General features: G+C 55.7%; 20 protein-coding genes and 1 tRNA gene. 7 read left to right on the forward strand and 14 right to left on the reverse strand.

The window, feature by feature from the left end; translation table 11 throughout:
• Positions 1-337: 337 nt before the first annotated feature.
• The 3 genes from KJ970_16665 to KJ970_16675 all read left to right on the forward strand — a co-directional run bounded on the left by KJ970_16665 (position 338) and on the right by KJ970_16675 (position 3,067).
• Positions 338-1,144 (forward strand): mechanosensitive ion channel, encoded by an 807-nt coding sequence (locus tag KJ970_16665; GenBank protein MBU2692549.1) that lies wholly within the window; start codon positions 338-340, stop codon positions 1,142-1,144.
• Between the two features lie 13 nt (positions 1,145-1,157).
• Positions 1,158-2,225, forward strand: coding sequence for a DUF3078 domain-containing protein (locus KJ970_16670; protein MBU2692550.1), 1,068 nt, complete (start codon positions 1,158-1,160; stop codon positions 2,223-2,225).
• A 143-nt stretch (positions 2,226-2,368) separates the two neighbouring features.
• The gene (locus tag KJ970_16675) at positions 2,369-3,067 is read left to right on the forward strand and encodes a hypothetical protein (GenBank protein MBU2692551.1); all 699 of its coding nucleotides are present in this window, start codon (positions 2,369-2,371) and stop codon (positions 3,065-3,067) included.
• A 68-nt stretch (positions 3,068-3,135) separates the two neighbouring features.
• On the opposite strand, the gene KJ970_16680 is transcribed toward KJ970_16675, so the two are convergent.
• The 5 genes from KJ970_16680 to murQ all read right to left on the reverse strand — a co-directional run bounded on the left by KJ970_16680 (position 3,136) and on the right by murQ (position 7,697).
• Positions 3,136-3,213, reverse strand: a tRNA-Asp gene (locus KJ970_16680).
• 130 nt (positions 3,214-3,343) lie between these two features.
• The gene (locus KJ970_16685; GenBank protein ID MBU2692552.1) at positions 3,344-4,684 is read right to left on the reverse strand and encodes a SpoIID/LytB domain-containing protein; all 1,341 of its coding nucleotides are present in this window, start codon (positions 4,682-4,684) and stop codon (positions 3,344-3,346) included.
• Positions 4,681-5,877, reverse strand: a complete 1,197-nt coding sequence (locus KJ970_16690) for an anhydro-N-acetylmuramic acid kinase (GenBank protein ID MBU2692553.1) — start codon at positions 5,875-5,877, stop codon at positions 4,681-4,683. The genes KJ970_16685 and KJ970_16690 overlap by 4 nt, the downstream gene beginning before the upstream one ends.
• 48 nt (positions 5,878-5,925) lie before the next feature.
• Positions 5,926-6,591 carry a hypothetical protein gene (locus KJ970_16695; protein MBU2692554.1) on the reverse strand — a complete coding sequence of 222 codons (666 nt, stop codon included), beginning with the start codon at positions 6,589-6,591 and terminating at the stop codon, positions 5,926-5,928.
• 128 nt (positions 6,592-6,719) lie between these two features.
• Positions 6,720-7,697 (reverse strand): N-acetylmuramic acid 6-phosphate etherase, encoded by a 978-nt coding sequence (murQ, locus tag KJ970_16700; protein MBU2692555.1) that lies wholly within the window; start codon positions 7,695-7,697, stop codon positions 6,720-6,722.
• Between the two features lie 120 nt (positions 7,698-7,817).
• On the opposite strand from murQ, the gene KJ970_16705 reads away from it, so the two are divergent.
• Genes KJ970_16705 through KJ970_16715 form a run of 3 tightly spaced genes read left to right on the forward strand, consistent with a single transcriptional unit; the run spans position 7,818 to position 11,275 of the window.
• A complete protein-coding gene (locus KJ970_16705; protein MBU2692556.1) occupies positions 7,818-8,282 on the forward strand; it encodes a transcriptional repressor in 465 nt (154 codons plus the stop codon).
• A complete protein-coding gene (locus KJ970_16710; protein MBU2692557.1) occupies positions 8,279-10,420 on the forward strand; it encodes a ferrous iron transporter B in 2,142 nt (713 codons plus the stop codon). The genes KJ970_16705 and KJ970_16710 overlap by 4 nt, the downstream gene beginning before the upstream one ends.
• Before the next feature lie 27 nt (positions 10,421-10,447).
• The gene (locus KJ970_16715) at positions 10,448-11,275 is read left to right on the forward strand and encodes a metal-dependent transcriptional regulator (protein ID MBU2692558.1); all 828 of its coding nucleotides are present in this window, start codon (positions 10,448-10,450) and stop codon (positions 11,273-11,275) included.
• Here the strand turns inward: KJ970_16715 and KJ970_16720 are convergent.
• The 6 genes from KJ970_16720 to lysS all read right to left on the reverse strand — a co-directional run bounded on the left by KJ970_16720 (position 11,221) and on the right by lysS (position 18,629).
• A complete protein-coding gene (locus KJ970_16720; protein MBU2692559.1) occupies positions 11,221-12,720 on the reverse strand; it encodes a sigma-54 dependent transcriptional regulator in 1,500 nt (499 codons plus the stop codon). The two genes, KJ970_16715 and KJ970_16720, sit on opposite strands and share 55 nt — an antisense overlap.
• Entirely contained in the window at positions 12,689-13,390 is a 702-nt protein-coding gene (locus KJ970_16725; GenBank protein MBU2692560.1) for a nucleotide exchange factor GrpE, read from the reverse strand. The genes KJ970_16720 and KJ970_16725 overlap by 32 nt, the downstream gene beginning before the upstream one ends.
• A 48-nt stretch (positions 13,391-13,438) precedes the next feature.
• On the reverse strand, positions 13,439-13,810 hold the full coding sequence (locus KJ970_16730) for a DUF1844 domain-containing protein (GenBank protein MBU2692561.1): 372 nt from the start codon (positions 13,808-13,810) through the stop codon (positions 13,439-13,441).
• A 48-nt stretch (positions 13,811-13,858) separates the two neighbouring features.
• Positions 13,859-15,799 (reverse strand): molecular chaperone DnaK, encoded by a 1,941-nt coding sequence (dnaK, locus tag KJ970_16735; protein ID MBU2692562.1) that lies wholly within the window; start codon positions 15,797-15,799, stop codon positions 13,859-13,861.
• 206 nt (positions 15,800-16,005) lie between these two features.
• Complete coding sequence (locus tag KJ970_16740; GenBank protein MBU2692563.1) at positions 16,006-16,995, reverse strand: sigma-54 dependent transcriptional regulator; 990 nt, start codon at positions 16,993-16,995, stop codon at positions 16,006-16,008.
• A gap of 125 nt (positions 16,996-17,120) precedes the next feature.
• Positions 17,121-18,629, reverse strand: coding sequence for a lysine--tRNA ligase (lysS, locus tag KJ970_16745; protein ID MBU2692564.1), 1,509 nt, complete (start codon positions 18,627-18,629; stop codon positions 17,121-17,123).
• 247 nt (positions 18,630-18,876) lie between these two features.
• Here lysS and KJ970_16750 point away from each other — a divergent pair, with 247 nt between their 5' ends.
• Complete coding sequence (locus tag KJ970_16750; GenBank protein MBU2692565.1) at positions 18,877-19,572, forward strand: YggS family pyridoxal phosphate-dependent enzyme; 696 nt, start codon at positions 18,877-18,879, stop codon at positions 19,570-19,572.
• Here the strand turns inward: KJ970_16750 and KJ970_16755 are convergent.
• The 3 genes from KJ970_16755 to KJ970_16765 form a co-directional block, all read right to left on the reverse strand.
• Entirely contained in the window at positions 19,569-20,279 is a 711-nt protein-coding gene (locus KJ970_16755; GenBank protein MBU2692566.1) for a TlpA family protein disulfide reductase, read from the reverse strand. The genes KJ970_16750 and KJ970_16755 overlap by 4 nt on opposite strands.
• Before the next feature lie 108 nt (positions 20,280-20,387).
• Positions 20,388-22,592 (reverse strand): hypothetical protein, encoded by a 2,205-nt coding sequence (locus KJ970_16760; protein ID MBU2692567.1) that lies wholly within the window; start codon positions 22,590-22,592, stop codon positions 20,388-20,390.
• Between the two features lie 45 nt (positions 22,593-22,637).
• Positions 22,638-23,077: NAD-dependent protein deacylase (locus KJ970_16765; GenBank protein MBU2692568.1), on the reverse strand; the 440-nt coding region annotated here is incomplete at its 5' end.

Raw genomic sequence — 23,077 nt, forward strand, 5'->3', positions numbered from 1 at the left:
CCCCGCAGTCTCTCAGGCATCGGTGTTTACGCTTGTAACATTCTATCGCATCCTAAATTCAAGTCAAACTCAGACTGGCACGAATCTTAGCATCTTGTTTTTTACAGAGCAATTCCGAACCCCCACCTATGAACTTGTCAGAATCCCGGGACTTTGTGAGGACACTGCGGGAAGAAAATACATGGTCCTTTTTATCATCAGCCGATAATCTTTGGCTTGCATTGTTGGTTGGTTTCTATTTTATGCTTATTCTGTAAACTTGAATTCAGCAGATTTGGGTTGCTCAGAGGAAGATCTCCCAAATACGAAAAAAGAATTCTGAATGAGGACTATGACCATGGAAAACACAATGGATACCCTTGTCAAATTCGCGACGACCTCAGGATTAAGGGTCATCGGCGCGATCCTCATCTTCATTGCCGGTCGCATCTTTGCCGGTATGGCCAGAAGACTTGTGCACAAGACTCTGACCCGCACCGAAACCGATCCCACCCTGATCTCTTTTCTCTGCACGCTGACCTATGCGGCCATTCTTGTCTTCACGGTTCTGGCGATCCTTGCGAAATTCGGAATCCAGACCGCATCCTTCGTCGCCGTCCTCGGCGCCGCTGGTTTCGCCGTAGGGTTCGCGTTGCAAGGATCTCTTGGAAATTTCGCCGCCGGTATCATGCTGCTCATCTTCCGTCCTTTCAAGACCGGAGACTTCATTGAAGCGGCGGGAACGGCTGGAACAGTCAAGGATGTTCAATTGTTCAATACCGTTCTTGCAACACCGGACAATGTGAAAATCATCATTCCCAACGGAAAACTCTACGGCGATATTATCAAGAATTATTCAGCCTTTGATATAAGACGCGTCGATCTTGTGATTGGAATCGGATATGGTTCATCCATTCAGGCGGCGTTTGATGCCGTAACCGGGTTGATCAAAGCCGACAGCCGGATCCTCAAAGATCCTGAGCATCAGATCGCCGTCACCGAGCTTGCCGATTCATCCGTCAATCTGGTTATTCGAACCTGGGTGAATAAGGTCGATTATTGGAACGTGAAATTCGATCTGCAGCGTTCCATCAAAGAGACATTCGACGAGAAGGGGATAGAGATTCCTTTCCCTCAAAGAGTTGTTCATATGGTGTCGTCATAAAGGAGGCTATTGAATGAAGTCTATTTTCAGGGTCTGTCAGAAGGGATTCCGCATCTTCGGCCTCGTTCTCTTAGTCGCCGCCGCGGGGTTGCAGAACACCCAGGCCGAGGAGAAGGAAATCGAGGTCGGTAAATGGTATCCCACGCTCGAGAGCGGCATCACCATGACTCAGAGCTCCTACAGCGACAATTGGTCGGGGGGCGACGAAGGCTCGATCGTGTGGACATTTATCACCAATGCCACGCTCGAGAATCAACTCAATCCAAAGACCAATTGGAACAATGAGCTGAAGCTCGCCTATGGGCAGACCCTTCAGCAATCGATGCGGGACAATGGGGAGAAGAAATGGGATCGGCCTGAGAAGTCAACAGATCTCCTCAGTTTCGAAACGATCTTTCGTTTCACCATGGGTTGGGCGGTCGATCCCTTTATTTCAGGCAGGTTCGAGAGCCAGTTCCAGGATGCGTCCGATCCGTGCGGAAGAACTCTTGCCTTGAACCCATTGAAGTTCAAGGAGTCGGTCGGTTTTGCCAGGCACTTCATCAATGAAGAGGAGCGCTCCTTATTGAGCCGTTTCGGTTTTGCGCTGCGCCAAAACTCCCGCAAACTCTTTGTCCAAGCCTGTTCTAATGCCCCCTCCCTCTCTAATGAAACAAAATCGGAAACATCAATGGACGGCGGTATTGAATGGGTCACCGACTACAATACGAAGATCCTGGAGAACCGCGTCTCTTGGACCTCCAAGTTGACGCTCTATCAGCCGATCTTCTACTCGGGGAATGATAAATTCGACGATTTATCAGTCGAGATGCTGGAAGCGGCCGGTCTAGCTTCAGATATCGGTGATTTCACCACGGTGATCGACGCTGATTGGGAAAATGTTTTCACCACTCAGATCACGAAACTGATTTCCGTGAATCTCTACATGAGATGGATCTACGACAAGTATGACAACTCCGTTCCTCCTGTCTTGACGGATGACGGCGGGCTGAAGAATCCGGCGGATATCAAAGCTGCGGTCAGAAAATCCGGGCAATTCAAGGAAACTCTGGCGCTGGGGCTGACATATAGATTCTTCTAGAAGCTGGTCCTGTGACTCCGCCGGCCGTTCTAAGAAAAGCCGCCGCCCTTCGCGGCGGCTTTTCTTGGACTCTAAATCGGTTCGGCTCTGTGTTATCCTGCCAGGAAAGCATCCATCCGATCTTGCGGGAAAGGGAAGGAGAGATGCGGATCTTATTGATTTTGATCATTCTCATCCTACAACCGGCTCTTGATCTGGCCGCCGCGCCACCGCGCACCTATACATCCAGCCCTTCCCATCTGTTGGGTGGAGAGCGCCTCGACGACGAATTGATATACCACCACAATGATACTTTTGAAGAAGCCTTTTCGGGATGCTGCGGATGGACTCAACGACCCTACTTTGGCGCATGGGGAGAGGCTTATGATCTGGGTCCGGGTACGATTCAATGCGCCGTCTATTGGATTACAACAACACTCAATCAATATCAGGGTGAGCTGGCGGATTGCTACATCTGGGAGGGCGGCATAGACACGGCAACGGGAAACATTCTGGCGCTTGTGCCGGGCGTCGCCTTTGAAAATATCCCGATCTGGCCGGAAATTGGGCGCAACGATGTCGAATTCAACCTCCACGTCGAGGGTGAAGTCACCGTTGGTTATTGGGGGGTCTGGCCCGACGCACCTCATGGCTTTTATTGCGCCGTGGATATGGACGGCCCGGGCGGGCATCCGCTCTGCAATGTCGCCCCCAGCCTCACCGAAGAATCAGGATGGCAGGATCCCCATGATTATTTCTACCCGGAGCAGCCGATACAATCAATGGGCATTGGTTTAACATTCTCCGCCGATCTCAACCCCGCCCTTTTTCATACATGGGGAGCTATCAAGGCCTTGAGATAGCCGCCTTCAGAATCACTCTATAAAATGGAAAGCCCTCCGGCAATAGCGCCGAAGGACTTTAACAAGAATGGCGGGGCCGACGGGAATCGAACCCGCGACCTCTGGCTTGACAGGCCAGCGTTCTAACCGGTCTGAACTACGACCCCGCACGGAGCGGAGGCTGTCATCTTGGATTCAAAGACTCGACGGCCGATTGATGCAGACCGTCCCGGGACAGCCAGAAGCCAACCCTAGCAAGCAGGCCCCTGCCCTGTCAAGAACCCATATCCCGGGGTGTTAGCCGGGAGGGCCCGACGATTTCCGATTTCTGCGACCGTCATAGATCTGCTGGATATCTATATCCTTGTAGTAATGCCGCAGGATTTGGAGGTAATTGTATCCTTGGCGGGACATCTCCATGGCCCCGGTCTGGCACAGCCCCACACCATGTCCAAACCCACCGCCTTCAAGGACCATGAAACACCGGCCTTTCTCCTCCTTTTTCCTGAGCGCGCCGATGAAGGAGGAGCGCAACGGGGCGCCATTCGTTCGGCGGAGGACCCATCGAACCTCATCACCCCGAACGATATAGCGGCCACTCTGGGTCCAGACCCCCAATTCGGCGACACGCCCCGAAGGCGTCCGGCTGAGGATGGTCATCTTCTCGACGGGACCGGGGTCCTTTCCCTTGAGCTTGTCCTGACTGCGCCAGAGGTTTTTTCGGACAACCTCATACAACTCATGGCAATCCCAGACCTCCTCCCACCGGTAGTAGGGGGCCTTGGAGCAGAAATCCTCCCCATTCTGACTATCCTTCCGGGCCCGGAGATAGGGGAAATCCCCCCCTTTCGGCCAGACCGCAGAAGCCGAAGCCGTCTTGCCGGCGCAGGTGGAGCTATAATTGGCGCGGATGATCCGGCCCTTATAGAGCGCCACAATCCCCCATGTGGATTCCACGGCTTCATTCGCCCTGGGATCCTCCCCATCCATCCCCAGATAGACCTGATCCGCCTCGCTGGGAAGCAGGTCAAAAGGCCCCTCCCGCCGTTGAGCCATTTGATAGAGGGTATAGCTGCGGGCGGCGACGGCCTGGGCCTTGAGCGCATCGAACCCCTTCTCGCCGGGCCGGCCCAGTTCCGCCGGCAACACCCCTTTCAAGTAGGATTCGAGCCCCACGGCATTGATAATTCTGAGCGTTCCCCCCTCAATCGATTCGAGGATGAACTCACCCCGGTACTTCGCACCATCCAAGCACAATGGTGTCCGGGGATCCTCGGGATAAATATAGACCTTTTCCTTAAAAAGTCCCCGTGACAGCCCCGCATCATCGGATGCCTGTATCTGATGCCCATGAATTGTAAAAGTCCATCTTTCACCCGGATAGCCTCTTGTCGGGCGCCTGTGCGTCCCCCAACGCCCGACACGAAAGGTTCCGGCGCAGGAAATAGAGATCTTGCGGGCTGTTTCAGAGAGAGCGATATAAACAACCGGCTCGGCGTGCGGAATATCGCCACCTAATGTACAATGAGGCACACACTGGAAGAGGCCGCAAAGCAGCAGAAGACGGGCTCGATACCCAAGCACATGGATCTCTTGTAACGCCATCCGGATTCCCGCGAATCTTGGAGTCTGCATCATGGAATGTACACCCCGAGGATTTGGGCTGACCGGGCCCCGGTGACTTGTGGCAGGTGGGCGCGGTTGCCGCAGACCGCCTCACTCCCCAGCCAAGCAAAGAGCCCGGCTTCTTTGCTGTCTGCCGTCATTCCCTTCTCTAGAAACGGAACGAGCTTCAATCCCAAGGACAATCCTTCCTTTCGGAGGACCGCGACAAGGGCCGGGTTGCGGGCTCCACCACCACTGATCACGAGACGCCGTGGATGATAGCGGTCAGGAATTTCTTCTCTCAGCGCTGCCGCGACGGATCGTGCGATGAGAAGAATCCCGGTCGCCAAATGATCGGAGAGAGAACGCCGCGGACCATCACATCTTATGAATCGCCGGATAAATTCAGGGCCGAAATCCTCCCGCCCCGTCGAACGAGGGGGCGGCTTGTGATAGAAGGGGTGCTGCAGCAGCGTGCGAACAACTTCTTCACGGGAACGCCCATCACGGGATAACCGCCCCCCCCGGTCGTAGGGTAGACCGCCCAGCAACCGGCAAAGACCATCCAAGAGAAGATTGCAGGGCCCGATATCGAATCCGATGACCTCTTCCGGACGGCCCCCCGCCGGCACCATCGTTAGATTTGTAATACCCCCAAGATTCAGCGCGACCGTATCTTCAGGGCAATCTTTGAAAAGAAGATAGTCGAAGGCAGGGGTCAAGGGAGCGCCTTGTCCACCGGCCGCGATATCGGCCGCGCGGAAGTCGGCAACCACCGGCAAATCCGCGGCGACCGCGATCGAATGAGGATGGCCAAGTTGCAGAGTCGCGGCTGTCCCCGGTCGATGACCAGGAGTATGCCAAACCGTCTGTCCATGCGAAGCGACAAGATGAACCGTCAGGGAATGCCGCCGCGCCCACTGAATCATTGTCCGCGCCGACCGGCCCATAAACCGACCCAAGGCCATATCGGTCTGAACAAGATCCTCGGTAAGGACCGAGTTACGCTTGGTTGGATCGGTCAGCCGGTTGAGAAGAGAGTGGATTTGGTTTTTAAGATCCGGGGGAAAAGGGACGGATCGGAAGCGCAGGGACCGGATTTTGGAAGACCATCCATCTCCCCGCACTTCCAATAAAATGAGATCCAGGCCATCGGCCGAAGTTCCGGAATTAAGCCCGACAACCCTTCGAACCCGAGCACGGGCTGCTTTCTGTAAACGATCCATGAGATTCAGCCACCGGCCGACCGCCGGGAAAGATTCGGTCGATCCTGCTTATTGGCTGGCACCCGAAATACGGAAGACAACTCCAAGGCGGACATCGAACATGTGATAGGGATCGATACCATGGAAAAGGTCATCCGTCGTGACGTGGTGATAAACCACGGCGGTTGTCAATGCCACCTTGTCACTCTTCTTCCATACAAGATGAGCCCCGCTATTCAAGCCGAGAACTGTGTCGGATTTCTCAAGTCCGAGGTCGCTCCATTCCCAGTTCAGGGCATAGGCTCCAATTCCGAAGGAAAACCACATCGAAGTATTCCGGTGCTTCTTCTGGCACCAGGGAGCCTTCATAAAAACTTGACCGATCCAGGGAACGACGGTGAAGTCAGTGGCCGGTCCAAGACAGCAGAGCTCTTCATTTCTCACACCGGGATCATGCCACGGCTCATCCCCATGTCTGGCCCGGTCACTATGCTTCCGCATGCCCATCTCAACCCCGATGGCCCAGTTGGGCGAGACCGGTTGGATGTATCCCAGCGCCCATCCCGCGGCGGGTTTATAGAGCTCCTCGAGATCATCGGCGAAACCAACCCACATGAAGTCTCCGTAGAGGCTCCCATCCCGCAAACCACCAGCCCATGTTGCCTGAACCCCGAGCAGAAGTGATAGAATCACTGTTGTCAGCCCTAAGGTCCTGATTATCCTTGTGCCTTTCATTCGTACCTCCTGAAGGATCTTCTAGACCAGCAGCAGGCTATCATGGGATCGAATTCCCTTCAACAAAAGCCTCTCTCTTCTTTGCCGAAGCTTGCCGGCGTCGACCTGTCAAAGGGCAACAACTTAATCTATGAATTCGATTCCGGAATCGGCCGGGAATCGACACCCGATTCCTCCAAGGCTCTGCGCAAAAATCCATCATGCCGGGCGAGCAGCTGATGCGCCCGCCGGCGGGTCACCCCAGCCCGACCCATAAGAATCGCCACCTTGACGCTCCCCCCGGCCGACTTGAGGAGTTGCCCCGCTTGAGGCCGGGAAACCCCCGTTGTCTGCTGAACAAGACGGAGGGATCGCTCCCTCAACTTCAAGCTCCGGGCCTGCAAATCGACCATGAGGTTTCCAAAGACGCGCCCGGCCAAGACCATGGCCGTTGTGGTAATGAGATTGAGGATGATTTTTTGCGCCGTTCCCGACTTCATCCGTGTCGAGCCGGCGATAATTTCGGGGCCGACCCTGGGACGGATCACCAGATCGACCTCAGCCTCTTCAGGCCCAGGAGGATTGCAGTGAAGGAGCACGGTCCGCGCTCCCCGGCGGCGGGCCTCTGAGAGGGCGGCCAAAACAAAGGGAGTCCGGCGGCTGGCGGCCAGCCCCACCACGATATCCGTCATTCCTGTCTCGAGACGGCGGATTTCCCTTCGAGCCGGAGCCCGTTCATCTTCGACGCCCTCCCGGGAGCGGACGAGGGTCCCTCTCCCCCCGGCAATCACGCCTACAACTTGGCCCACGGGCACACCGAAGGTTGGAGGGCATTCGGCAGCCTCCAGAACACCGAGGCGGCCACTTGTCCCTGCGCCCACAAAAATCAACCGCCCACCGCTCCGGAAGGCGGAAGCAGCCCACTCCGCCAGTGTCGCAATCTCAGGGAGAACCCCCTCCACGACGGCCGGTACGGTCGACATCTCCACATGAATCCGCTCCACAATCTCCCGGGCTGATAAAAGATCCAAATCCTGGTGCTCGGGATGAACCGATTCCGTGACCAATTCGGCCAGTAGATCGGCGACTGGCTTCCGCGGCTGGTTCGCTCGCCTTCTTTGGGCCATGCTGGTTGATCCTTTCGCACTTGATTTATGAGGAATACTTGTTGTAGTTTAGACTCAGTCTCAGGTTCAGCTAGAGTCCCTGAGTTCCGATGATTATATACACAGCCAAAGGGAACCGATATGTCTTCTGATGAAACCGCCATTTTGGCGCAATTCCGAGAATTCCTGGCGACGCGAAGCCTCCGGATGACGAAAGAGCGGGAATCGCTCGTTAGGGAAATCCTTCGCGCCCCCCGGCACTTTGAAGCGGAACAGCTGATCCAACGACTGCGCCGCAGCCGGCGCCGTGTCAGCCGGGCCACCGTCTACCGGACGCTGATGCTCCTGGAGGAATGCGGCATCCTTCGCAAGTCGACATTCGGCCATGATCGCAGCTTTTACGAAGCTGTTCTCAATGAGGGACATCATGATCACCTCATCTGTCTGAGCTGTGGATCCATTGAGGAGTTCCAATCGCCTCAAATCGAAGCCAACCAAACAAGGATCTGCCAAGACAGAGGGTTTGAGCTCATCGACCATGTCCATGAGATGTACGGCCTTTGCCCCAAATGCTTGATTAAATCTGAATCCCAGGCACAGGCGTGAAGAAATCGATTGAATCAAAATCCCCCAATCCGCCTGAATCGACCCATTCCCTTCTTCTGGTGGGGCAATCCAATGTTGGCAAGAGCGCCATCTTTGGCGCCTTGACGAACCGTTATGTCGCGGTCTCAAACTATCCCGGTACAACGGTGGAGGTCACTCAGGGAGTCGCAAAGTTTAAGGACCGGGATGCGACCATCCTGGACACACCGGGAACGAACTCATTGCTTCCGATGAGTAATGATGAACGAGTGACACGGGATATCCTCATGACCCATCCTACGGCGGATATCATCCAGGTCGGCGACGGCAAGAACCTTTCCAGAACCCTTCATTTGACATTAGAGCTGGCCGAGGCGGGCCGATCGATCGTGCTCGTCCTGAATATGCTCGATGAAGCCCGGGCGCGGGGGATCCGGATCGATACGCAAAAGCTGCATCAACAAGTGGGATGTCCCGTTGTCGCCACCGTGGCGATACGACGCCAGGGGTTCCGGCAGCTGATTTCAACGCAACCCGCACCGGCCCACGCTGTGACGGCGATCCAATACCCCCTGGTCATCGAGCATGCCATCGCTGATTTGGAAGACCTCTTGCCGTCTGATACGGGACTGACGCCTCGGGCCCTCGCCCTTCTCATTCTTCAGAGCGACGAGTCTCTGGCCGATTGGCTGCGCGAGAAACTGTCCCTGGAGATTTTGGGACGTTTGGAAGGGATCCGCGCCGTAACGGAACGCAAGGCCGGACGGCCTCTCAGCGAAATAATCTTTAACGCCCGAAATGAGAGAGTGGCCGCGATCCTGGACAAGTGTTTTCAACAAACGGTCCAGCGAACCTCTGGATGGAGCCGCCGTCTCGGAGGTTGGTCGAGTCATCCCGTCAAGGGTCTCTTCATCCTCGCCCTCATACTTTATTTTTCCTTTTGGTTCGTCGGTTTGCTGGGGGCCGGAACCCTGGTTGATCTCATGGAAACCGGGCTCTTTGGCCAAGCCATCAGCCCCCTCGCCATCAAGGCCACCGACAGCATCTTACCCTTCCCGCATCAGCATGATGTTGAGGAGACCGGTTGGGAATTAAAAATCCCCCTGACCCCACAAACCTCGCTTCCGCTTGGAGTGGGTCATAAGACGGAAGCTCTACAGCCGACTTATACAATAACGGGCGAATTAACGAACCTTCAAAAATCCTTCCAGATTCTACACGATTTTCTCGTGGGACCTTTCGGCCTTTTCACCATGGCGCTGGCTTATGGATTTGCAATTATCCTTCCGATTGTGGGCACCTTCTTCCTGCTCTTCAGCCTCATGGAGGACTCCGGCTATCTTCCCCGATTGGCCGTCATGGTCAATTCACTCTTCCGCAAGATGGGGCTCAACGGCCGCGCGGTCCTTCCCCTTGTCTTGGGACTCGGCTGCGATACAATGGCCACAATGTCGACCCGGATCCTGTCAACGAGCAAGCAGCGTATCATCACAACACTTCTTCTGGCCCTGGTTATTCCCTGCTCCGCTCAACTGGGCGTCCTTCTGGCCATGATCAGCCGCCTGACGATTTACGGGGCGCTGATCTGGACCGCTACCCTGCTGGGAATTCTTTTCGGCGTGGGACACCTCGCTTCCAAGATCATCCCGGGACCCCCGGCTGATTTTCTGATGGAAATCCCGCCGTTGAGACGGCCGGTTCTTTCCAATGTCTTCCAAAAAACCGGAGCCCGCATCATCTGGTATCTCAGAGAGGTCATTCCTCTCTTTATTCTTGGGACATTTATCCTCTTTCTTTTTGATAAATTCCAACTTCTGGGCTGGCTTCATCGAATGGGGGCTCCTGTTGTAGAGGGAGTCCTTGGACTTCCCCGGGAAACAACGGAAGCCTTTCTTATCGGATTTCTCCGGCGGGATTACGGAGCGGTCTTTCTCCTTGATGCGGCGACAGGACCCGATGCGATACTCAATACAGCACAGGTTCTCACCAGCATGATTGTCATAACCCTGTTTGTTCCATGTATTGCGAATGTTTTCATGATAATAAAGGAATTCGGATTTCGCGTCGCTCTCATCATGATGGCCTTTATTTTCCCCTTCGCTTTTCTCGTGGGGGGAATCATACAACGTCTGGTCGGGTGGCTGGGAATCCCGGTCTGAGTCCCGGTCGAATAAAGAGAGAGATTAATGACAACAGAAAAGAACAACCCGGAAGAGAACGCGGGGGAACAAAACAACCGGAACGGATTACACCACCATGCCGGCAGAAGGGAAACATTCCGGCGGGAAGAACGATTGGATGAGGGATTGGAGTGTCTTTATGTCCTTCGCGAAAACAGACTCTGCGGGAAAGAGGATTTTCTCAAAAGGTGTTCAGAACCTGATCCAGAGCAGCTCCTGAAGGATCTTTCGGAAGAGAAGTACCTTACGATCGAAGCTGGATCCATCACCCTCACGCCGGCCGGTGAAAAGAGGGCGCGGAATATCCTCAGACGGCACCGGCTCGCGGAGACCCTCTTTCAGGATTTCCTATGTATGAGTGAAAGGGATATGGAAACAGGAGCTTGTGCTTTTGAGCATCTGCTGACGGAGGAGGCTGTCCAGCGGGTTTGTACATTTCTTGGCCACCCCTCACAATGCCCGCACGGCCGGCCAATCCCTCCCGGCGATTGCTGTCGCATCTTCAACGGCGCCAAGGATGAATCCTCGTTTGTCATTCCTCTGGCAAATTTAAATGTAGGTCAGTGGGGGAAAATAGTCTTTATGAGTCCTGGGCCGAGAAAGAGAATCGCACATCTCAGTCAATACGGCATTGTCCCACAGGCCGTGATACAACTATTCCAGCAGCGCCCTTCTCTCTTGATTCGCATAGGCCAAACGGATTTGGCTATTGATGAGGATATCGCCAAGCAGATCTTCGTTCAACCCTGTACAACACCGCCCATTGAGGGAGAGGAACCTCAGGCGACGCGGGGTTGGGGGTTCCGGCGCCGGCTTCGCCGACGCGGCCGGTAACGCTGAGGTCCCGGTAGTTCAATCTCCAAGCGTTTGAGTCGGTACCGCAATTGCCCCCGCCCCATCTTCAGCTGCCGGGCCGCCTCGGAAATATTGCCCCCCACTTTAAGAAGCGCCGTGTTTAAAACCGCTCGTTCAATATCGTCCCAGGCCACCGGCTCATTCGGGAGTTCTACCCTTAGTCCCCCTCCCAGAGTGGCCGGATGGGCGGGATCAAAACCGAATGCGGCCGCAGGGAGAGCGGCTGGGGGGAGATGGGCGCCCTCTTCATTTCGTGCAACATGCCGGACAAGATCGATCGGAAGATGTTCCAGATCCAGTATGGGAATCTCTTTGTGGAGAAGAACACAGCGCTCGATCACATTTTCCAATTCCCGCACATTTCCAGGCCATGGATATCGTACAAGTGTTTCCAGGGCGCGTTCTGAGAGTCCCGTGATGCGCGCGCCGAGGCGCCGGACATTGAGCTTGGTGAAATGCTCCACTAGAAGAGATATATCGGAACGGCGCTCGACAAGTGAGGGGATTCGTAATGTTAAAACATTGAGCCGGTGATAAAGATCCTCCCGGAACAGACCCCGCCGGACATCGCTTTCAAGATCCCTATGGGTAGCGGCGACCAGCCTCACATCGACCTGAATCTCCTGCAGCCCCTGCACTCTCCTGAAGGAGCGCTGGTCGAGAAATTTTAGAATCCGCACCTGCAGCGTGGGCTCCAGCTCGCCGATTTCGTCAAGGAAGACGGTGCCGCCGTTCGCCAATTCCAAGAGACCCGGCTTCTGATGCGTTGCTCCCGTAAAGGCGCCCTTCTCATGACCAAAAAGCTCCGATTCCAGAAGGGCGACCGGCAGCGAACCACAATTGATATCGAGGAAGGGGCCGCCCGATCTCGGGCTCTCTTCATGAATCGCGCGGGCAAAGAGCTGTTTTCCGGTCCCTGTGTTGCCGCGGATCAAGACCGTCGTCTGCGAGCTGGCGCCGGCCTTTCGAGCTGTTTCCAATACTTCCAAGAAGGCCGGGTCCTCCCCGATCAGATTCTTAAAACTCGATTCCGAACGGGGGGAGCGTGTCCCTTCCCTCATCCGGGACATGAGGGAACGCACACCTCGTGAGATGATCTCTAACAAGTGATCCTGATCGACCGGCTGTCCCAACCAGGTCCGCACACCCCAGGATTCCAATTCCTCCGGGTTCGGCGGATCCGTGCCCGGCGTCATCAGGATGATCTGGCACGACCTCCGTGCGGCTTTGATCCTCGGCACCCATCGAGCCGCCGCAATCAAACCGGGAAGATCGATAATCGCCAGATCGCAGACAATCGGATCACTCGAATCAAGATCATTCGTTGGCTGACTGATCAGCTTCAGTGGGTGGGGTCTGAGATAGGTCAGGATCCGTTCATTCAGTGCCTTGTCATTCGTCAGGATGAGGGCGGTTGGTTCCATCGGGTGATCTCTCCTCAGGATCGCACGCTTCGGCTTCCTCCCGGGATACCTCATCCTGCTGCGTCGCGGCGGGGCCGGTCGAGACCATCACCCGGGCCGGTCGAAGCAGCCTTTTATCGAAATGGTACCCTCGTTCGAAGATATCGAGCACGTGCTGAGCCGGAATCTCTTCAGACGGAAGGGCCCCAATGGCTTCTTGGAAAGCGGGATCAAACCCGTCCCCTACAGCCATCCCTATGGGTTCCAACCCTTCCCTACTCAAGATTTCGGCCAATCGACGCAGGATCGTAAGGAGAGCCTCACTATCCGATCGTTCCCCTTCAGAGAATGACTTTTGCGCCCGGTCGTAGTCATCAAGGACAGGAAGAATCTTCAGTAGTAGCCGGCCGCGGGACAGCCGGTCTTGATCCTCCGCCTCCCGGCGGGCTCTTTTCCGAAAATTATCGAACTCTGCCAGGAGGCGCTGATACTTATCGAGGAGCTCCAACTCTCTATAGGATCTTTGCTCTTCCTCAGATCCCGGCTCTTCATCCTGGGTAAGGCCCACGACCTTTCCCGTCAAGCCCTCCTCGTTTTCCGATGGGGTCATCGATGGGGTTGAATCGTTCGAGGTCGCTGCCACGGCATCTTTAACCTCAGCTTCACCCTGCTCTTTTCCGCGTCTGCCCATTTTGCCGCGAACCATCAGTGTCACATCCCCCTTGCCGAGATTTTCTGTTTATCCTTCCGGCTTATCCTCAGAAGGGGAAGTTTCCTCTCCCCCCTGACCGCCGGCACCTTCAGCCGACACCGTTCCATCGACGGCGGCGTCATCTCCCTTTTCCTTCGATGATCTATTCATCTCTTCTACATAGGCCAATCGCAACTGCGTCAGGGATTGTTCAAGGAACTGCGATTCCGTTTTGTTCAACCGTCCGGAAGTCTTGTCACTCAACATGCCCAGCATGTCGATTTGAAACCGGGCCAGATCAAGATTGCGTTCAGTCTTTCCCGTCACCGGATGTTCGGCTTTCCCCAATCCCATCCAGGCCGCGTCCCGAAGCTGGGATGCAAGTATGAGAAAAAGATGATCCTGCTCTTCTGTGGCCATCTCAACCTCACTTCCTTAAGCCGCCGCGCCCCTGGGCGACACGCTGGATTACTTCTCTGTTTCGTCCACAACCTCATAATCAGCGTCGATCGGTTCCTCGCCACTCTTCTCCTTATCCGGGGTTTGAGGAGCTTGGCCGGCGGCGCCATCGGGACCAGGGGCACCCGTCTCCGGACCACCAGCGGTCGCCTGCGAGTAAATCTTCGATGCGGCTTCATGCCAGGTCTTCTGCAGCTTTTCCGTCGCACCCTTGATCTGCTCGACGCTGTCCGATTTCAATGCCGTCCGTAGATCTTCCAGAGAACTCTCAACCGACGCCTTGGTGTCCGCATCCAGCTTGCCTTCCATATCTTTCAAATTCTTTTCGGTGCCGTAAACCAGTTGTTCACCGTTATTGCGCGTCTCTACTGACTCCCGGCGTTTCTGATCCTCGTCAGCGTGCGCTTCGGCATCTCCTACCATCCGATCAATCTCTTCACCAGTGAGACCACTGGAGCCCTGGATCCGGATGGACTGCTCTTTGCTCGTCGCCTTGTCCTTGGCCGACACATTTAGGACCCCATTGGCATCGATATCAAAGGTCACTTCAACCTGGGGAATGCCGCGCGGCGCCGGTGGGATACCGTCGAGCATGAATTTCCCAAGGCTCTTGTTATCCACCGCCATGGGACGCTCGCCCTGAAGCACATGAACCTCCACACTGGGCTGGTTGTCACCGGCCGTAGAGAAGATATTGCTCTTCCGTGTGGGGATGGTCGTATTCCTGTCGATCAGCTTTGTAAAAACACCACCAAGGGTCTCGATACCGAGCGACAGCGGTGTTACATCCAGCAACACCATGTCCTTATCTTTGAAATCGCCCGCCAGGATCCCGCCCTGAATGGCGGCGCCGAGGGCTACGACCTCATCAGGATTAACGCCCTTGTTCGGCTCTTTCCCGAAAAGCTCCCGGACGAGCTCCTGAACGCGCGGGATTCGCGTGGAACCTCCGACGAGAATGACCTCATCGATCCCCGCCGTGTCAAGCCCGCTGTCTTTCAATGCCCGCCGGCAAGGTCCTTCCACACGATGAAAGAGATCATCCACCAGCTGCTCAAACTTCGCCCGCGTCAGGGTCATATTGAAATGCTTCGGACCGCTGCTGTCGGCCGTCACATAGGGAAGACTGATTTCGGTTTGGGGCGTCGAGGAAAGTTCACATTTCGCCTTTTCCGCGGCCTCCTTAAGCCGCTGCAACGCCATCGGATCCTGGCGCAGATCGACACCGTCCGACTTCTTGAATTCCGTGACCATCCAATCCATGATCCGCTGATCAAAGTCATCTCCACCGAGATGCGTATCGCCGCTGGTCGCTTTGACCTCAAAGACACCCTCACCGATTTCGAGGATGGAAATGTCAAAGGTCCCTCCACCCAGATCGAAGACGGCGATCTTTTCATCTTTCTTTTTATCGAGGCCATAAGCCAGGGCTGCCGCTGTCGGTTCGTTGATGATTCTCTTCACTTCCAGACCGGCGATCTTCCCGGCTTCCTGTGTCGCCTTTCTCTGCGCATCGTTAAAGTAGGCCGGCACGGTGATCACGGCCTGTGTAATCTTTTCACCAAGATGGCTCTCAGCGGTTTCCTTGAGTTTGCGCAGGACCTTGGCTGAAATCTCCGGTGGGGAGTAGATCTTGTCACCGATCTTAACGCGCGCCGTATCATTCGGCCCCCGAACAACGTTATATTGTACCGTCGAGATTTCGGTGGCCACCTCATCGAACTTCCGGCCCATGAAGCGCTTGATCGACATGATTGTGTTCTGGGGATTGGTAATCGCCTGGCGTTTTGCGAGAACCCCAACAGGGATTTCTCCATCCGACCGGAAGGCCACAACCGACGGGGTCGTCCGGTTCCCCTCCTCATTCGTAATGACGTGCGGCTCCCCACCTTCCACAACGGCGACGACGGAGTTTGTCGTGCCCAAATCGATTCCAATGATCTTTGCCATGGTCTTCACCTCTTCTTTTTCTGAATCTCATCCCTCCAGCCGATCTGGCCGGGTCAACGGGTTTAATAGATGCAAGGAACATACCGGAATAGAATAATCGGAAAAATTATTCATCTTGTTGTAAATTAATGGGTTATAGTCACTCTGTCATTTAGAAAATCGGAGAAAATCACAAAACGTTCAACATTGAAACGTCACGGGTCGTTTCATTTCGGAACATCTAGGTTGTATTGCTTCATTTTTCTCCAAAGGGTCGTCCGAGATATCCCCAGTGAGTCGGCGGTTTTCCCCAGATTTCCGGCCATCTTTCGAAGAACCTTTTGGATATGAAGGGCCTCCACATCTTCCAGCGAGAGGGTCTCGGGATACCCCTCGTGCTGTCCGGCTCCCAGGCGGGGGAGCCCCCGCTCCGTTATCTCCGGAGGGAGATCCTGGGGCATAATGACATCGCCATTACTAATGGCCAGACCACGCTCCATGGCATTTTCCAGCTCCCTTACATTTCCCGGCCAGGTGTAATGCATCAGATACCCCCAGGCCGGATCGGAAAGCCGCGGCACCTCACGATTCTGCTCGCGGGCCATCCTCTCAAGGAAGTAGCGGGCCAGGTAGGGGATATCCTCCCGCCGCTCTCGAAGGGCCGGAATGTGCAACCGGAGGACATTCAGGCGATAGAAGAGATCTTCTCTAAAGCGGCCTTCCTCCATCTCCCGCCGTAAATCCTTATTCGTGGCGGTGATGATTCTAGCGTCGACGCGGAAGGAATCCTCGGAACCCACGGGCCGGACCATTCTATCCTGTAAGACCCTCAACAGCTTCACCTGGCTTGGCGGGCTCATCTCTCCAATCTCATCGAGAAAAAGGGTGCCACCATCCGCGAGGAGAAAGAGACCCTTCTTCTCACGATAGGCGTCGGTGAAAGCCCCGCGCACATGACCGAAGAGCTCGGATTCGAAAAGCGCATCCGGGATAGCACCGGTGTTGACGGGAACAAAGGGCCCACGGCTTCTACGGCTTTGGTAATGTATAACCCGGGCGATTTTCTCTTTTCCCGTGCCGCTCTCGCCGGTGACGAGAATCGGACTTTCCGTCGGCGCGATCCGATCCACAAGGTGAAGAATCTTCCGCATCGCGTGGGAGGCCCCGACCACATACTCGGAAACGGTGTCAGACGCCGAATCTGAATCCCCCCGCACCTCTTCCGCCGCTGGATTCAGGGAAACTCCCAATGGCAATGACTCGCCCGAGCGGGGCTCTGAGGAAGAAGGGCCCTCTTTATGATTCCCTGGCCGGCGGGGCTTTGAATTCGAATCTTTCATGCCTATTCCGGGAAGCGATCCTCAGGATCCGGAGGCGTATCCAACGGTTTGAGATGAGGGAAGAGAACGACATCCCGGATCGAATCAGAGCCGGTTAGGAGCATGATGAGCCGATCCATCCCGATTCCCACCCCGGCCGCCGGCGGCATCCCATGCTCCATTGCGGTCATAAAGTCATCATCGAGGGTTTGCGCTTCCTCATCTCCCTGCTCGCGCAGCTTCATCTGGGCTTCGAGACGATCGCGCTGGTCCCGGGGATCGTTCAATTCCGTAAAGGCATTCGCAAACTCTTGCCCATTGATAAAGAGCTCGAAACGTTCGACCACACTCCCATCTCCGCCGCGGACCTTCTTGGCCAGTGGTGAAATTTCCCGGGGATAATCCATCACAAATGTCGGTTGCATCAATTGCGGGCAGACCGTGGCGTCGAACAATGCTTCAATGAGGTGGCCGCGCTGGTGCCACCCGGGCGCTTCCTTTCCTCTTTGCTTGATCATTCCACGGATCCGCTCTTCTGATTCTGTCATCGGATCGGCTCCCAAAACCTCACGCACAGCCTCAACCATTCGGATTTTCCGAAAAGGCGTTTCGAGGTCAATTACCTCACCGCCCCAGCTGATCCGATATCCGCCTGTGACCTCGAATATCAAACGACGGAAGATCTCTTCTACAAAGTCCATCGCGTCATGGTAGTCGGCATACGCCCAATAGAATTCAAGCAGGGTGAATTCTGGATTGTGCATCCGGTCGATCCCCTCATTCCGGAAGACTTTTCCAATCTCATAGACCCGCTCCAACCCGCCGACGAGCAGTTTCTTCAACGGGATCTCTTCAGCAATCCTCAGAAAGAGGTCTACGCCCAAGGCGTTATGATGGGTTGTGAAGGGTTGCGCCATGGCCCCGCCATACCGGTACTGAAGGACAGGCGTTTCAACCTCCATAAAACCCTTCTCGTCGAGCAGGCGGCGCGTGATGGAGAGAATCTTTGACCGGGTCTTAAAAACCTCACGAATCTCAGGATTCACCATAAGATCGATGTAGCGATACCGGTACCGCGCCTCCCGATCCTGAAAGGCATCATACCGCACGCCATCCTTCTCCTTCACAACCGGCATCGGCCGCAAGCTTTTCGACAAAATGTCCGCTCGCACAGCGCGCACGGAAATCTCGCCGGTCCGCGTCCGGAAGGGGACCCCCTCGACGCCCAGAAGATCTCCCAAATCGACCTGCTTGAAGATCTCATACTCGGTCTCACCGACTTCATCCCGCCGCACATAGATTTGGATCCGGCCGGAGGGATCGGTGATATGACAGAAGGAAGCCTTGCCCATCTCCCGGAGAGCCACAATACGGCCCGAGCAACGGACGCTCCCTTTCTCCTCGAGTTCTTGGAAGTTATCGAGAATGTCCTGCGAAAGATGCGTCCGCCGGAACGTATGAGGATAGGGATTGCCGCCCAGCGCCTCTATCCGGTCGATCTTTTCCCGTCTGGAGCGGAGATGCTCCCCCATCCGCTCTTCGTCGTGCTGGTCCTTTTCACTCACGCCTTCGCTATCCTCCCTTTGGTCCTATTCAGGGATCTCCAGTCGATCAAATGAACCTGTTTCAGATCGTAACGGAGAGATGAACCCGCGTCGAGTCCTCTGAGCGCGGTCTCCATGGCCGCCAAACCTTTATTGATCCGTTCGCCGCAGTGGTCAAATCCCCTGAAGAATGTTATGTCTTGTAGGGGTCCAATTAAAGTCCGGGAGTTGATGGATGAATGAAGATCTTTTAAGAGAACGATTCCAGAACCTTCAGGCGCGGGTGGCCGAAGCTGCACGGCGGGTGGGGCGATCGGCTGAGGAGATTACGATTGTCGGGGTCACAAAAAAATTTCCGCCGGCCGTTCTTGCAACCGCCGCCCAGGTGGGCATCCGGCATGTGGGTGAAAACCGGGTCCAAGAGCTGGTCGAAAAACAGGACGCCCTTCCCGCCGTAGAGCTGATCTGGCACATGGTCGGCCCGCTTCAAACAAACAAGATCAATAAAATATTGGGCAGAATCCGTCTCCTTCAGTCGTTGGACCGGATAGAGTTGGCGGACGCCCTGCAGAAACGGCTGGCCTCACCCCTGGATTGTCTCGTTGAGATAAAAATCGCGGAAGAAACCACAAAACATGGAATCGATCCGGATGAACTCCCCGCCTTTCTGGACAAGCTGGTCACCATGGACAAAATCCGGGTCAAGGGGCTGATGACGGTGGGCCCGCTGACGGATGATCCATCGATGATCCGCAAGGCTTTTCGGAGGGTCGCCGATCTGTTTGAGAAAGAAAAAAAACGGAACCGCCCAGGTGCTGAGTTCCGTTTTTTGTCGATGGGAATGTCGGATGATTTTGAAATCGCGATTGAAGAAGGGAGCCGGATGATTCGAGTGGGGACCGCTCTTTTCGGCCCCCGCCCTTCCCCTTAGCCCTCCTGCAATAAGGCGACAATCTCGCTCTCAAAGACCTTCCGTTCCGTGAATCCAACATGCTGAGTCACGATACGCCCCTCTTGATCGATGACAAAGGTCGTAGGGATAGAGCGAACGCCACCGTAGTCACTGGTGACCTTCCCGGTCCCGATCAACGAGACATAATTGACATTCTGTTTTTGTACAAAGGGCAGGACCGCCTTGATACCATCCCGATCCATGGCGATACCGACGATCTCCACACCTTTGCTGCGATATTGATTCTGAAGATCGATAAAGTGCGGAATCTCCATGCGGCAGGGAGGACACCAGGTCGCCCAAAAATCAAGGATAACAACTTTGCCCCTGTAGTCGGAAAGACTGACCTGGTTCCCCGAAAGATCCGACAGTGTGAAACCAGGCGCGGGCCGACGGGCATTGATCGGCGGGAGATGCGCCGGTTCGACCGAGAAAACCTCTTCTTCTGTTCCGGCGGCATCTTCTTCCAGCTCATCGCTTTCCGAATTCAGAATGTCGGCGATCATGTCGCCCTCTGGTTCGGCTTCACCCTCTTCAATAGTCCCTTCGATCTCGCCGGCCACTTCTTTTGTCTCGGAGGTCGACGAAGAATCCGCCTTCTCTTTGCTCCCGCAAGCCGGGCCGAGAATCAACAGAAAAACTGTCAGACCGATAAGACACACATGATTCCAAGTCCACTGCATCATAAATAAGCTCCTCAACCAGATTGTTTTCCTTTGGTTCAGATGACCGCAGGGCCTCCAAGAACTTCAAAGTTTACCATAATGATGGGATTTAACCCAAGGGCGGGGTTCTCAAGCCAATCCCCGGCGGCGGCGGATAAACCACTCGATCCCCAAGAAGAGGGTGAAGGCCGCAAAGAGAATCCCATGATTCCACAGATCAGCTTGGTGGATTTCCTGGGCCTTACGGTGCGTTCGACCCACCCCCCTACGGAGACTTTCCAGATCCTTGGGATCGCCTATTCTCCCATCCGTCATTTGCGCCAATTGCCGTAGAGTCCTCGGGTCCGACCAGGTCCGGTAGGCCTCCGCCCCCATCGCCTCGATCCAAAACTGGCCTTCCCGCTCATCACGCTCCCCGGTGGGCGTCGTGACCCGGGCGACGAAATCGTACCTTCCGGGAGCCAGCGGATCCAATCCGGCCCGATATTCCCCCTCATCCCCCGTTGGGATCATCCGGAACCGGCGGGAGGTTGAATGATCCTCCGACTCAACCTGCATCTCCACAACCGCGCCATCCAAGGGATGATAAGAGGCATCTCTGAGACGCCCCTCAAACTGAACCGCCTCGCCGTTCTGAAAGACCTTTTTTACGGCGACAATCCGGTATCGGTCCTGTGTTGAGGGCTCCATCAACCATCGGATCGTCTGCCGGAGAAAGGGTTCCGCCACCGCCACACCACCCTCAACCGAGCGCGGCAAAAAGATCCATCGCCAGATACCGTAGGCCGACAAGGCCGCGACCCGGCCCTTGCCATAGCCTGCCACGGAGAAGACCGGCTCCATCGGATTTTCTTTCCAGCGGATAAGAACCCTGGCACCGGGCTTCGCCGCAACCCTTTGGGGCCCCGGCCAGACCGGCGGGAGAGAAGACCAAAGCAAGGCGTTTTGGTGGGGACTGTCATTGATAAGGGTCAGGGGATCGATTTGACCCGCCTCGGTTAACTCAACGAAACCCGGCGCGGGTGTCCCCGGTCTGGATCCCAGGAGGCGGACGGGCAGAAGGTCTCCCAGCTCTGAACGCCCGATGGGATCCCAACCCGTCGATCCGGGAAGAAAGAGAAGACCCGAACCCTCAGCGACCGATTGGATCAATTCCGAGATTCGTTCGCCCGGCAGATCGCCACCGATGAGAAGCACGGCGCTGAAATGACGCCACTCTTCCATTCCCGCCGGCCAATGTGAAACAATGGGATCGCCGAGGACTCTCCAGCGGTTTTCCAAATCCTGTATTAATGCGGTTAAAATCAGAGAGCTGTCGGCTTCTAATGTTCTCTTCAGAAAAGTGAAATCCCATGCCGGATTGGGATCAATGATCAAGACACGGCGCGACGACTCCCGCACTTCAACCGCCGCGAGCCTCGTATTATTCACGGGTACCGAATCGTCGCCTTCCGGCAGGCGGGCCTGGATTTGATACAGTGTCAATCCCGGGCGCTGGGGACGGACTTCGATTCGAATATCCTGGGCCTCTCCATCATTCCCCTTTAACAAAACCTGCTGGGAACCCAGGACCCGGGAACCGTCGATCACCTCCACCTGAACCGTTTGCCCTTGAACCCCCCACGATTCGAGCGTGACCTGTATCGGGAGAAGCTCTCCCAGGGTCGCCTCGGGATTCGTCTGCACCTGCCGGATCATGAGATCGGGCGGCGGGGTTGAATCTCCGAGACAGATCGTGTAAATCGGCACCGGGCTGTTGCGGGCGATGACCAGAGGATCCTTCCCGCTTGTGTTAACGCCATCTGACAGCACCAGGATTCCTGAGAGGGGCCCCTGAGAAGTCGAGGAAAGAGCCTCCTCCAAGGCGTCACCTAAAGCGGTGGGCCCAGCACCCATGGCGCGAAGAGAATCATTGGATGGGCCGGCAGCGGATACCTTCTCTGAAAAATTCAGAGCGGTTATGCGGTAATCACCGGACCACTTATCCTGGATCTCCCGCGACAGCTCGTAGGCCGAGGCGAGGCGCGAGGACCGCAAATCTTTACTGCCGTCGCCACCCTCGGGGAACTCCATGCTCCCTGATGAGTCGACAAGCAGCAGGAGTGGTGAAGGACCCGCATGATCCGTTATCCGGCTTAGAACCGGCTCGAGTAGGGGCAGCAGGATCAGCAAGAAGCCGGCAATCCTAAGGATCCGCAGGCTCCAAACGAGGCCTGGTCTCAGAGGGGCGCGCAGACGGAAATAGGTCCATACAGCGATCGCCAAGGCAAGGATCAGCCCCAACCACCAGAAAATCGATGGGGGCGCTAAGATGTGAAGGTTCCAGGAATCCAATCGGCAACTCCATGTGATTCGGGTTATTGCGGCTCTTGCTTCAGCTTATTCTGCGAAACCCCCGGACCTCTCGGAGGTTCCCTCTTCGCCGATGATTCGCGGAAGGAGTTCACCCGCGCGACCTTGGAGATGAAGTGTGGCTACAGGGCTCAGCGGCGTCTCCTGGGGATTGATTTCAATGATGGGGACTCCCCTTTGCCGCGCAAATCCTGGCAACAGCGAGGCGGGGGCGACGACGGCCGAGGTCCCGGCGACGATCACCAGATCGCTTTCAAAAACCCAGGTCATCGCCATTTCTATCGCTCCCGGCGGCAGGGTTTCTCCAAACCAGACGACATCGGGCCTCAGCAACGAGCCACAGGGACATCTTGGCGGAAACTCTTCGACACGCCGCCAATCCTCCACAATGTCCCCATCAGTGACGCAGCGGGCGCGGATGAGACTGCCATGAATTTCCAAGACATCGGTCGATCCGGCTCTCTGAT

Source organism: Candidatus Eisenbacteria bacterium, assembly GCA_018831195.1.
Taxonomy (GTDB): Bacteria; Eisenbacteria; RBG-16-71-46; order CAIMUX01; family JAHJDP01; genus JAHJDP01.

Bases quoted from the DNA above. Each gene is read 5' to 3' on its own strand.
- KJ970_16755 (MBU2692566.1), bottom strand. From the start codon at position 20,279: ATGATGCAGTGGACTTGGAATCATGTGTGTCTTATCGGTCTGACAGTT.
- murQ (MBU2692555.1), bottom strand. From the start codon at position 7,697: ATGGCCCAAAGAAGGCGAGCGAACCAGCCGCGGAAGCCAGTCGCCGAT.
- KJ970_16750 (MBU2692565.1), top strand. From the start codon at position 18,877: ATGAATGAAGATCTTTTAAGAGAACGATTCCAGAACCTTCAGGCGCGG.
- KJ970_16705 (MBU2692556.1), top strand. From the start codon at position 7,818: ATGTCTTCTGATGAAACCGCCATTTTGGCGCAATTCCGAGAATTCCTG.
- KJ970_16730 (MBU2692561.1), bottom strand. From the start codon at position 13,810: ATGGCCACAGAAGAGCAGGATCATCTTTTTCTCATACTTGCATCCCAG.
- KJ970_16665 (MBU2692549.1), top strand. From the start codon at position 338: ATGGAAAACACAATGGATACCCTTGTCAAATTCGCGACGACCTCAGGA.
- KJ970_16720 (MBU2692559.1), bottom strand. From the start codon at position 12,720: ATGGAACCAACCGCCCTCATCCTGACGAATGACAAGGCACTGAATGAA.
- KJ970_16725 (MBU2692560.1), bottom strand. From the start codon at position 13,390: ATGGGCAGACGCGGAAAAGAGCAGGGTGAAGCTGAGGTTAAAGATGCC.
- KJ970_16685 (MBU2692552.1), bottom strand. From the start codon at position 4,684: ATGATGCAGACTCCAAGATTCGCGGGAATCCGGATGGCGTTACAAGAG.
- KJ970_16690 (MBU2692553.1), bottom strand. From the start codon at position 5,877: ATGGATCGTTTACAGAAAGCAGCCCGTGCTCGGGTTCGAAGGGTTGTC.
- dnaK (MBU2692562.1), bottom strand. From the start codon at position 15,799: ATGGCAAAGATCATTGGAATCGATTTGGGCACGACAAACTCCGTCGTC.
- KJ970_16675 (MBU2692551.1), top strand. From the start codon at position 2,369: ATGCGGATCTTATTGATTTTGATCATTCTCATCCTACAACCGGCTCTT.
- KJ970_16670 (MBU2692550.1), top strand. From the start codon at position 1,158: ATGAAGTCTATTTTCAGGGTCTGTCAGAAGGGATTCCGCATCTTCGGC.
- KJ970_16715 (MBU2692558.1), top strand. From the start codon at position 10,448: ATGACAACAGAAAAGAACAACCCGGAAGAGAACGCGGGGGAACAAAAC.
- lysS (MBU2692564.1), bottom strand. From the start codon at position 18,629: ATGGGGGAGCATCTCCGCTCCAGACGGGAAAAGATCGACCGGATAGAG.
- KJ970_16695 (MBU2692554.1), bottom strand. From the start codon at position 6,591: ATGAAAGGCACAAGGATAATCAGGACCTTAGGGCTGACAACAGTGATT.